This is a genomic window from Microcoleus sp. OTE_8_concoct_300 (genome assembly GCF_031383065.1).
In the GTDB taxonomy this organism is placed as follows: Bacteria; Cyanobacteriota; Cyanobacteriia; order Cyanobacteriales; family Microcoleaceae; genus Microcoleus.
Window position 1 is genome coordinate 39949 of record NZ_JANMZH010000065.1, and the last position, 11454, is coordinate 51402.

An 11454-nucleotide genomic window follows, 5' to 3' on the forward strand; every position below is an offset into this window, starting at 1 on the left:
GGGGAATGATAAAGTCAAGGTCAATAATTCCACATTCCCCCACTTCCGACGCCCGACTCCCGACTCCCCATCGGTTTCAACCGCCGGGTGACTACCGCGCATCGCCAATTAAAATAAACGGCGACCAATAAAACGGATGGCGACCAATTTGACTCAACTTAGCTTGCCGCAATGCTTCATTTTTACTCATCCCCTTATTGATATTTTGATAAAATTCAACCATCAAATCTTTAGTAGCTGAATCAGAAACACTCCACAAACTCGCCATTACGGCTTGGGCACCCGCACGCTCAAATACATAGGCAACTCCCGATATTTCTTCACCGTTAGAATTCGCTTGCATAGCAGTTTGACACGCGCTTAAGGTGAGGAGTCTGGTGTTTTGCAATCCTAATAACGCGGCATCGGCAATATTGAATTCGCGATCGGCAAAAAGAATAGTATTCGGCTGTAAATCCACTCGGTCGGGTTTCCTACAATTTGGAGAGTTAGGCAAGCAGCAGCCTTCTGGTTGGAAACATCCGTGAGTTGATAAGTGCAAAAAGGGAAACCGAGGTGCTTGAGTTTTGAATTGGTCGAGGGTGGCAGCATTGCCGATATAGGATAAACTACCGGGAAAAATTTGGGTGATGGTCTGAACTTCCTGTGGTGAATCTGGTAAATTGTAAGGGTCACGAGTGACTGGATTTCCTAATGCTAAAACTCCGGCTTGTAAAGTAGAATTGGGAATTGACCTTGTGGAAAGGCGGGTGAGATAGTTGACGGGATATTTCTGGATGAGGAATTGGCGATTTTTCGTGTCCCAAAGGGTTTCAAAAGGGATGTAACGCAATTTTCCTGTGGCGATGATGCTCAATTGTTTGGGAGATAATGCCTGTATTTGGTCTTCGAGAGGGCGAATCAAGATATCGTATAGTTTGCCACCCGTTTCTCTGTAATCTGAAGTGAGTTCGCTTGATATTTGTTCGCGGTGTTCGGTGAGGAGTTTGTCGAATTCTGCGGGGTCGAGGGGAATTTTTTTAACACTTAAACTGTCTTTTGTCAAGACAAATAGGGCGACGGTGTTGGGGACATTTTTGACATTTGTCAGCAAGACGGGTTGAATGACAACGGTATCTGGTGCGATACTTGCTTTCAGTTGGGCGATGTCTTTGGGTGTGGTTTCAAAGAGTTCGGCGACTTCTGGGAATTGGCGGGAGATTTCTTCTGCTTTGCGGTTGACTTCTGTGTCTAATTCCCGCATTTGTCGGGAGAGATTTTCTGAGAATTTGTCTTGGAGTTGGCGGCGGAGGTATTGGAGTTGTAGATTTTTTTGATTCCACTCGTCAAGGGTTTTTTGTGCTTGGGGGTTGGCTACTTTGGCGTCAATTAAGCGGGTGTAGTCGGCGAGATCGGCTGTGGTGGTGATGTTGATCCATTGGAAAGCGCGATCGGCTTGGTTTTGATCGATGAGTAGGGAGGTGAGGGCTTTTGCTGGTCCCCTTTCAGCTTCTAAAAACTTTTGGCGATTTTCTTGCTGCAAACCACTTCGTATTTCTAAGGTAATATTGACGGATTGCTCCCAATATTTGATCGCTTGAGTCGGTTGTTTCGTATCTCGGTACACTGCACCAACATTACTCAACGTAGTAGCTTCCCCCGCGCGATCGCCCACTTCCCGCGTAATTGGCAAAGCTTGGTTGTAGTATTTTAATGCCTCTTGGGGCTGAGAAATGCTGTTGTAGACTGCACCAATATTACTCAAAGTAGTAGCTTCCCGAGAGCGAGCCCCCATTTCCCGCATAATTGGCAAAGCTTGGTTGAAGTATTTTAATGCCTCTTGGGGCTGAGAAATGCTGTCGTAGACTGCACCGATATTATTGAGAGTATCTGCTTCCTCAGCGCGATATCCCATTTCCCGCAGCATCCGTAAAGCTTGGTTATAGTAGTTCAATGCTTCTTGCGGCTGTCCAATTCTGTCATAGATTAGACCGAGATGATTTAGAGTAATAGCTTCACCCGCCTGCTCGCTTATTTCCCGGTAGATTAGTAAAGCTTTATTATAGTATTTTAAAGCCTCTTGTGGCTGTCTTACCCTGTCGTAAACTGCACCAATATTACGCAAAATATTAGATTCTCTACTACGATTACCTATCTCTTGCCAAATTAATAAAGCTTGGTTAAAGTAGTTTAATGCCTCTTGCGGCTGGGACATTTCGCCGTAGGCTGCACCCATATTACCCAAAGTATTAGCTTCCTCCCCATGAGCCCTCACTTCCCGCGTAATGAGTAAAGCTTTGTTATAGTTTTTCAAAGCTTCTTGTTGTTGTCCGATACTGCCATAAACTGTACCAAGACCATTTAATAGAGAAGCTTCTCCTGCACGATCGCCCACTTCCTGGATAATGGGTAAAGCTTGGTTAATGTATTTCAAAGCTTCTTGCGGCTGTCCAATACTTTTATAGACTGCACCGATATTATTTAGAATATTAGCTTCCCCTGCGCGGTTTTTTAATTCCTGCATAATCGATAAAGCTTGGTTGTAGTATTGCAAAGCTTCTTGCGGTTTTCCGATGCTATCAGAGACTAAACCGATATTATTGAGAGCAGCAGCTTCTCCAAAGCGATCTTTGATTTGTCTTGCTATCGAAAGAGCCTGGTTATGGTAATCCAAAGCTTGGTGATACTGACTAAGCTGGTGGTAACTGCTGCCAATTCCAAGAAGTATAATTATTGCCTTATTTCCATCAAGAAGTTCTCTTGCAATAGTAAAAGCCTGTTGAAATGTCTCTATTGCTTGTCGGGGTTGTCCTTGCCTTTCCTGTTGCCTTGCTTGCTGTATAAGTCTCTGTACTTCTTCAACCTGCGAATTTTGACTTTGCCCCCAACTAGGTTGAACCATCACCGGCACAGTCAGAGGAGTCAGACACACACCCAAAACCAAAACACTGCTAATAAATCGTTTCATAATCTTACCTACTTTTCCTCATCAAATTAACCAATCCTCTAATTGCAACCCTGGAATATTGATAAAATCACGAGTATTGTGAGTCACCAAAATATCTCCACGTGCTCTAGCAACCGCCGCAATTAAAGCATCTAATTCCCCAGTAGGTCTGCCGATCCGTCTTAACTCGCCTTGAATTATCCCAAACTCTACCGCCGCATCTCCGTCAAACGGTAAAATTTCCATTTCCCTAACAAATAGATTTAGAGCGCTCAAATTTCTTTCAATTTGCCGCGAACAATAAACTCCCTTATAGAGTTCAGCCAATACAATTGTCGGTAGGTAACACTCCAAAGACTTAGCATCAAATTCAACAATAGTAGCGGGATTGCCCTGCATCAGTGCTACACAAATATTAGTATCCAACAAATACACAGTTTATTTCCTACTAATCGTTAAAAAAGTCTATTTCTCTGCCTAAATAACTATGCCGCTCTCGGTCAATTTCGGCAAAAATTTCCCCCAGTTCAGTCTCGTATTTCCAAAGTCCAAATACTTGATGTAGACGTTTCAGCCTTTCCTCATTGCTTATTCGCGGAGATTCCGGCACCTCTATCAGAACTTCTGAACCATCAGGAATGTTCAGGTTTTCTGAAATTTCGATAATATTACCCCGTTTTATGCCTTTGATTTGCATAGTTATATGTCCTTCTTAACCAACTTTTACAAATTGTATCACTATGAGCCTCGCCAATATCTACTATTTATCCCTGAGTCCCTCAAAAACTTCTGGCTCAATTCCTGCTGCTTCTAGATTATTATCTTGACGAAACTTTTGGATTGCTTCCCAAAAATTTTGAGGTTGCTCAATCTGGCGTTCTTTCTCAAGATTAGCAATGATTTCAGTTAATTCAGCAGATACTTTAGTCAATTCTTTAGCTTTTTCAAGCAAGCGATCGACTAACGGTGATGGCAATAACTCCAGCGGTTCATCAAAGTCATCAGAAATTGTAATTAGTCCTCGATCGCTCCCAAATCGGCTAGGTGTAGGCGAAGATTCTTCAACTTCCTGCAAAGTTTCTGCTTCAACTGTTTCTGTGATATCTTTAACGTGAATTGATTGAGATGGCATCCTTTTTCTGAGATAAATTGCAGCTATCAGGTCAGACCAAGTAAAGTTTTCAGGTAATTTATCGATTAAGCTGCGGACTTCTTCTTTAAGATTTATGGTTTCCATCGGTTTTAGTAAATAGAGTTGGGATTTTAATTCTAGTGCCACTAATATTTTACATTTGTTGCAACAGTCCGGCAAGGGTTAAAACCCCTGCCTCAAAGCTTAAGTCCTCTAAAGAGGACTGCAAGATCGAGAAGGATGCAAGATTTGAATTGAAATAGACAGGAATTACGCACTCCGACTAAAGAAACCGGGTTTTTTAGCGAATCTGCGGGCTACAACGAAATATTTTCGTAAAAAAACCCGGTTTCTGGCCCCCCAAATTCTACTCTTCAGTCCTCTTAAGAGGACTTTCGCTATGAGGCGGGGGTTTTAACCCCCGACGGACTTTTGCGATGATGCAAAGGTTTAAACCCCCGACGGACTCAATACGGAGTCGCTGCAATTGTCATCGTTTTTTTCTGCACATCAAACTGCATTTCATCCACGACAAATTGTCGTTTATTTTTCCCATCTCCAACCATAACTGACCTGATACTGTCCAACTTGTCAGGAGAAAGAACAGACTCTAGCTTCACATCCGCTTGACCTTTATTCGGATCTAGCAAGCGAAAAGCGTTCATGGGAATACCGCGCCAAGTCTCGGGACGGCCTTTCGCTGGAGTGCGATAGCCCCGAAGAATCGGCCCTCCATTCTGGCGATAAGCGTCCGCACTTTTGGGAAACACGATTTTATCAATTTGACCCAACGGGATCGGTCGCTTTTCCTGTCCTAGCTGTATCAATACTTTTTGCTCTTTCTCATCAATCTGCACAACTAGACCATCTCTTTTTCCGCCCCCTTTCATCACAATTTCCGCTTGCGTCGGCAACGCTAGGGGTATCGGCCAGCTAGCGTTAGCCTGTGCTTGTACGGATGGCAAATTCTGCTTCTGAACTTCCTGACTGGCCGCATTAACTTGTGCTGCCATACCCGCTGTTACCGTAAAAAGTGCTACAACTAGAAATGAAAGTGCTTTGCGTTTCATCGTCCCCTAAACCCCCTTCAAGGATAAGCGTTACCCGTGCTAATGTCCTAAAGTTGTACTCCACATCCCTTGAAGGTGATTCCGTGACTGCTTCTCCCCAACCTACTCCCGAATCTAATATTTTAGGCCACTTTGCCAGCGTTGTTGGCTTGCTTGGTGTCGCTTTGTTTTTCACAGGCTGGATTTATCGCTGGTCTTATTTTTACTGCTTTCAGCTAAATGTAATTACCCTCGATTTACCAGTAGAATCGTTTTTCCTAGTACCGCTTCAGGTATTTTTAGGTGATGGCTGGACTATCGTCAAAAGTACGATCGCCCTTCTGCTGACAGCCCTGGCGATTTACCTCAGTTTGTGGCTGGTTAATAGTATAAACAAGACAGTTGCTGTTAAAATTAATCGCATAGCTAGACGTTGGCGTTTCTCTGCTCGCAGAAGAAGATTAGGGTTGCTTCATGGCTTCCTGAAATCTTGGCAGCGATTTAATATCAATAGATTGAACTCAATCAAATTATTGCGATCGCTCGTTGACGAAATTATCATCGTCGGTTGGGTATTGCTAGTGTTGTTTTGGTCAGCATACCACCAAGGTATTGCCGATGCCCGACGCGATGCCGGGGAAAATTCGTCTTTACCCGCAGTTGCCTTAATCGCCAAACAAGACAACATTTCATTAGGCAGAAAACTAGATGACGACACGCTTCGATCGGCCGGCAAAGGATTTAAGGCGATTGGCGATTTAGGTTTATTTGCAGATTTGAGTCAAACAGACTACAATCATACCAAGATATCCAAAGAAAAACTCCAGAAAATCCAGTCAACCGAGGAAGGCAAGAAAAATACCCCAGAACAGTTGTTGGAGAAGTCTAAAGAACCTTTAGTTTGGCGGTTACTTTTGGAGAGAGGAAACTGGATTTATCTGTTTCCTGCTTTAACAAAAGAACAGCAAAAAAAACCTAAAGCTCGCCCGCCAGTGATTGCCATTCAACAAAGTCAATCCGGCGATCAATTGTTAATTGTAAGTCCCGAACCTTCTCAACCGTCGAAATAAAGTCGGCGCGGGTCGATCGCCAAAACCAAAGAAACCGGGTTTTTACCTCATCTGTTGGCTACAACCAAAGATTTTCGTAAAAAACCCGGTTTCTGACTACCAGCGCGTAAGTCCTATCCTGGTATCTTTAAACAGCCGATCGCACCCAAACAACCTCAAACACTCCATCAGGAATAAACCGACACAAAGCCCTCCGCCGATCGTCCGCATCTTGGCGGTTGACAAAACGGGCAATTGTATAGTGCTCAGCATTCGGTAAAATTCGGACGATCGCCCAAGAAGTGCGATCGCCCGCCTTTGACTTTTCAGGTGTTTTCCCTCGCGAATTTGAGTTGAGTTCGATCGCAGGGCGATCGGCGATCGTCGGAGAATTTGCTTTTCTGAGAGTGTTGAGGTAGCGGGCGATCGTACTTCCTTTCAGATTCGCCCCCACGCGCAGAATCAGAAACACCGCAAAGCTTTCGAGCTCTGGCCCAGTCATGCGCGCGCGATCGGCATCAAAATCCTCATCAGAGTAGCTGCGGATACCCGACAGCAGTTGCGTGATGCCAAAATCATTCAAAGCTTGTTGATAGCCGCGGTTATATTCGCTGCCGTCGCTCACAGGCTTTACCATAGAAATTGTCTCCTTGTATATGTGGGGAGCCATCAGCCAGCGCGGGCCCGACGAAAGTTCAGCGCTGGCTTTTGACTCTCTAAGAGTATATCCCATGTGCTGCATATTTACTAAAAAATATGCAGCACATTCGACAGAATGGTCTAGATACAGCACAATTACGATCGGCCTAAATAAAAAAATATTGAATTTCTGATGACCAAACGCTTTTCAACCTCTATCGCTGATGGAATTTATGACCTACTTGAGGAGTGGGCAAATGATGAACGCCGTTCAGTCAGCAGCTTAGTGGCATTCATTGTGGAACAAGCGGTGAGAGAACGCCAAAAACAAATGCAAAAACAGTCCCCACCATCCGATGAGAAACAAGATAAAAGTTGAGTGCAGTTTGTGCGATCGATCTTTTACTTTCTTCCCGGTAGAAGAGTATCTACTTGTTGCTTCTTCTTCTTCCTGATTCTTCCTTCGTGTCCTTCGCGTCTTCGCGGTTCAATAATACTAAATGAAATTTATCGGCATAGACTTAGGTTGGAGCTCAGGAGCAAGCGGCTTGTGCTGTTTGAATTGGCAAAATAACCAATTAGAATTAATAGAGTGCGATCGCCAACAATCCCTTAACGACATTCTCACCTGGCTCGACACCCAAATCTCCCCAACCGAACCAGCAATCGTCGCCGTAGACGCCCCCACAATCATCGCCAATCCAACCGGAATGCGCGAAGCAGACAAACTCACCCATAAACACTTCGGGCGCTACCACGCCGGCTGCTATCCCGCCAACCTTTCCCGCCCCTTCGCCCAAAAAACCGTAGAATTTGGCCTCAGTTTAGAAGCCAGAGGATTTGCCCACGCACCGATAATAGAAACTCAAAAACTAGGCAGATATCAAATAGAAGTCTATCCCCATCCAGCCACAATAAACTTATTTAAATTAGACAGAATCATCAAATACAAAAAAGGAAAACTGGCCGAGCGTCAACTAGAATTGATGAAACTCTGCCAGTATATTGTAGATATTTTACCGAGCCTCGAACCCTCTCTAAATCTGTCTTGTGGCACAGGCATCTTGCCTGTGAGCAGTGGCACAGGCATCTTGCCTGTGAGCAGTGGTGGCACAGGCATCTTGCCTGTGAACTGTGACACAGGCATCTTGCCTGTGAGCAGTGGCACAGGCATCTTGCCTGTGAGCAGTTCAAACCTCCCCGAAATCCCCACCAGCCTCGCCACCCTCAAAGCCTTAGAAGACAAGCTAGATGCCTTGCTGTGCGCTTATATCGGCGCGCACTGGTGGTACTGGGGAAGAGAGCGGAATTTGGTATTGGGCGATCGCACAACCGGCTACATAGTCATTCCCCAAGGGAAATAAGGAGACAGGAACAATGGCAGAATCGGGCATTGAGCATTGGGCCTGACAACAAACAGTCAACAGTCAACAGTCAACTGCCAACTGCCAACTGCCAACTGCCAACTGACTAATGTGCCCAGAGAATTACGCCAGCTTCATAAGGACTGCTGAGATTATCGTGCTTGGGCAAAACCCGCAACGACAAACCTTGCAAACCGCTAGAAGTATAAGTAATGTCAGCCGTATAAAGGCTAGCATTGTGAGAATCTTCTCCCAAATACTCCATCACCACCGGCACACCGCCGACAATATTTCCGTTAGCATCAACCGAACCTTGATAAAGTTCGACTTGCACGTCTGCAGGCGTCAATCCCATCAGATTAATCCGAGATTTAACACCGATCGACTCATTGACCTTAACTTCCTTATCCTGGGAAATATCAACAGCCTCAATCTTAATATCGTGCCACTTCGCGAGAACGTGCTTCTTCCAGTGAGACAACTCCTTCGCCGGAGCACAATTATCCGAAGTCATGGTGTGGAAGCGATCGCTCACCGGGAAATAAGCCCGCCGCGCGTAATCCTTCACCATCCGAGCAGTATTGAATAAAGGACAGTTCAAGCGAATCGAATCCTTCATTTTCTCCGTCCAACCGCGGGGAATGCCATCAGCATCCCGGTTGTAAAACAGCGGTACAACTTCCTTTTCCATCAAGTCGTACAAAGCATTCGCCTCGACATCATCCTGATACTTAGTATCTTCGTAAAACTCGCCATGTCCGATCGGCCAACCGGTACGAACATAATCAGCCTCATCCCACCATCCGTCGAGGATGCTGAGATTCGGTAAACCATTCATCGAAGCTTTCATCCCCGAAGTCCCGGAAGCTTCCCGGGGGCGGCGCGGCGTATTCAGCCACACATCGCAGCCCGACACCATCATCCGAGCGACGTTAATGTCGTAGTTTGGCAAAAAGACCATCGAGCTCATCGTGTCGTGTTCGCGGATGAAGTGAACGATATCCCGAATCAATTCCTTACCCGGAATATCCATCGGGTGAGCCTTCCCAGCAATCACAAACTGCACCGGACGGTGGCTGTCCCGCATGATCCGCATAATTCGCTCGACATCGCGCAAAAACAGTGTAGCCCGCTTGTAAGTAGCAAAGCGGCGGGCAAACCCGATCGTCAGCACCTTCGGATTAAGAGCCTCCCGCGCCCGATCGATTTCCGTTTGGGCCGCACCGCGCTCGCGCAAAGTCTTTTCGAGCCACTCCCGCGCGAACACCACCAACTCCGAGCGACAGCGTTCGTGATTCCGCCACAATTCCTCATCAGGAATCGACGACAGCCTGTCCCAGAGTCGATCTTCCTTACCGGTCATTTCCCAGTCTGGGCCGAGGTATCGATCGTACAACTCCTGAGTAGACTTCGCCACACAACTGCGAGCGTGCACCCCGTTGGTAATCGAAGTAATCGGCACTTCTTCCTGGGGCAAACCCGGCCACAACCCCTGAAACATCGGGCGCGACACCACACCGTGCAAAGCCGCCACCCCGTTGACAAAACTCGACATTTTAATTGCCAAAATTGCCATATTCAGAGGTGCGGACAAATCGCTAGTATTCTCCCGGCCCAATCCCAAAAACTGATCTTGCGACAAGCCAAACATCTTGGGATACTGACCGAGATAGTGCATCACCATATCCGGCTCGAACAAGTCAAACCCAGCAGGCACCGGCGTGTGAGTCGTAAACATACTGCTGGATATCACCACCTGTTCCGCTTCCACAAAACTCAGGTGATATTCCTCCATCAGCATCCGTATGCGTTCCAAAGCCATGAAAGCCGCGTGGCCTTCATTCATGTGATAAGCCGTAACTGTCAGCCCCAAGGCCTTGAGCATTTTCACCCCGCCGATGCCCAGCATGATTTCTTGGTGCATCCGCAGGGTTTTGTCACCGCCGTACAGTTGGTCGCTAATATCTTGGTCGTAGCGACTGTTAGGTTCAATATTTGTATCCATCAGGTACAAAGGAACCGTTCCCACTTGTACCCGCCAAATCCGGGCGTACACCTTGCGGCCGGGATAGTCTACCTCAATCCGCAATTCCGAACCGTCGGGATTGCGTTCTGGGTGCAGCGGCATATTGTAGAAATCGTTGAGCGGATAGCGTTCTTGCTGCCACCCGTCGGCGTTGAGATACTGCGAGAAATAGCCTTCTTGGTAAAGCAAACCAACGCCGACTAAGGGCAATCCCAAATCGCTAGCTGATTTGAGGTGGTCCCCTGCGAGCACGCCCAAACCGCCGGAATAGATGGGTAGGGCTTTAACTAAGCCGAATTCCATCGAAAAGTAAGCGTAGCATTCCTGCAGCTCGGTGCCGCGCTGTTTGCGGTACCAATCGCGATTTTTGAGATAATCGTCTAACTGCTGGGCGGCTCGGTTCATTTGGGCAATGAAGCCTTCGTCTTCTGCCATTTCTTGCAGTCGCTCTTGAGATATGGTTCCGAGCATCAGCACCGGGTTTTGGTTGCTCGAGTCCCAGAGGTCTCGATCGAGGCGGCGGAAGAGGTCTTTGGTATCGACGTTCCAGTCCCAGTGCAAGTTGTAGGCCAGCTTGCGCAGAGGTTCGAGGATTGGAGGTAGGGACGGGGAAACGTTAAATGTGCGAATCGGCTGCATAGACAAAGCTTTTATGTTGGAGTAGCGATATTTTCCTCTGTCTTTAGCCGCAAGTCCGTTATTCTGCACACTATTTTAAGTTTTAATCAGCGGGGGCGATCGCGATCGACTGTATCGACCATCTGTATCGGAACGAAGCCGTGCCGTGTCCCTACCCCAGCTCAGCTTTTAACTGCGGTGGCCCTGTGCAAATGCCGTGAAGCGGAGCTATCCCGTAGGGAATCGCCCCTAAAACGGCTTTTCCCACGGAAAGTAGGACGATGCCATCAAGCAGACGAAACGGAAGCGCAGGTCCTTCGATGTGAGCCAACTGGCCGTTTTCGGCTGCGATAACTGTCGCAAGAAGGCCTCGCCACCAGACCATCACGACTCGACGGCGATCTGTCTTGAGTGCGGCAACGAGTTTTCCTACAGTGGCTGCTCGTGCGACGGCTGCTGCGGCGGGACCTATGCGGGTTTCGGCGGTGGTCGCACGACTTTTTACGTGTAACGTTCGCAGGAATTGCCCTCCTAGTTGCAACCTCACGCAGTCGTAAGGATCGCGAATTAAATAACTTACAATTTTAATTGTTATTGTGGGATGGGCGTCCCGCCCGTCCAAAAAGGACGGGCGGGACGCCCATCCCACAA

10 protein-coding genes and 1 pseudogene are annotated in these 11454 nt (G+C 47.0%); 3 read left to right on the forward strand and 8 right to left on the reverse strand.

Going from position 1 to position 11454, the window contains the following annotated elements; genetic code table 11:
- Nucleotides 1–91 precede the first annotated feature (91 nt).
- The 5 genes from ACUVJL_RS03305 to ACUVJL_RS03325 form a co-directional block, all read right to left on the reverse strand.
- A complete protein-coding gene (locus tag ACUVJL_RS03305; RefSeq protein ID WP_445244538.1) occupies nt 92–2947 on the reverse strand; it encodes a CHAT domain-containing protein in 2856 nt (951 codons plus the stop codon).
- Between the two features lie 21 nt (nt 2948–2968).
- On the reverse strand, nt 2969–3361 hold the full coding sequence (locus tag ACUVJL_RS03310) for a type II toxin-antitoxin system VapC family toxin (RefSeq protein WP_445244539.1): 393 nt from the start codon (nt 3359–3361) through the stop codon (nt 2969–2971).
- Nucleotides 3362–3374: 13 nt separating this feature from the next.
- A complete protein-coding gene (locus ACUVJL_RS03315) occupies nt 3375–3623 on the reverse strand; it encodes a hypothetical protein (protein WP_445244540.1) in 249 nt (82 codons plus the stop codon).
- Between the two features lie 63 nt (nt 3624–3686).
- On the reverse strand, nt 3687–4205 hold the full coding sequence (locus ACUVJL_RS03320; protein WP_445244541.1) for a hypothetical protein: 519 nt from the start codon (nt 4203–4205) through the stop codon (nt 3687–3689).
- A 320-nt stretch (nt 4206–4525) separates the two neighbouring features.
- Nucleotides 4526–5128 carry a hypothetical protein gene (locus ACUVJL_RS03325; RefSeq protein ID WP_445244542.1) on the reverse strand — a complete coding sequence of 201 codons (603 nt, stop codon included), beginning with the start codon at nt 5126–5128 and terminating at the stop codon, nt 4526–4528.
- An 83-nt stretch (nt 5129–5211) separates the two neighbouring features.
- Between ACUVJL_RS03325 and ACUVJL_RS03330 the strand changes: the two genes are divergently transcribed.
- The gene (locus ACUVJL_RS03330; protein WP_445244543.1) at nt 5212–6177 is read left to right on the forward strand and encodes a hypothetical protein; all 966 of its coding nucleotides are present in this window, start codon (nt 5212–5214) and stop codon (nt 6175–6177) included.
- A 127-nt stretch (nt 6178–6304) separates the two neighbouring features.
- Here the strand turns inward: ACUVJL_RS03330 and ACUVJL_RS03335 are convergent, their stop codons facing one another.
- Entirely contained in the window at nt 6305–6949 is a 645-nt protein-coding gene (locus ACUVJL_RS03335; protein WP_445244544.1) for a hypothetical protein, read from the reverse strand.
- Nucleotides 6950–6988: 39 nt separating this feature from the next.
- Here ACUVJL_RS03335 and ACUVJL_RS03340 point away from each other — a divergent pair, with 39 nt between their 5' ends.
- Together ACUVJL_RS03340 and ACUVJL_RS03345 are read left to right on the forward strand one after the other, a co-directional pair.
- Nucleotides 6989–7174 (forward strand): ribbon-helix-helix domain-containing protein, encoded by a 186-nt coding sequence (locus tag ACUVJL_RS03340; RefSeq protein ID WP_445244545.1) that lies wholly within the window; start codon nt 6989–6991, stop codon nt 7172–7174.
- Between the two features lie 121 nt (nt 7175–7295).
- Entirely contained in the window at nt 7296–8159 is an 864-nt protein-coding gene (locus ACUVJL_RS03345; RefSeq protein WP_445244546.1) for a DUF429 domain-containing protein, read from the forward strand.
- A gap of 106 nt (nt 8160–8265) precedes the next feature.
- Here ACUVJL_RS03345 and glgP read toward each other — a convergent pair whose 3' ends face one another.
- Both glgP and ACUVJL_RS03355 read right to left on the reverse strand, forming a co-directional pair.
- A complete protein-coding gene (gene glgP, locus ACUVJL_RS03350) occupies nt 8266–10824 on the reverse strand; it encodes an alpha-glucan family phosphorylase (protein ID WP_445244551.1) in 2559 nt (852 codons plus the stop codon).
- A 151-nt stretch (nt 10825–10975) separates the two neighbouring features.
- A pseudogene (locus ACUVJL_RS03355) lies at nt 10976–11454 on the reverse strand (hypothetical protein); the annotation flags it as partial.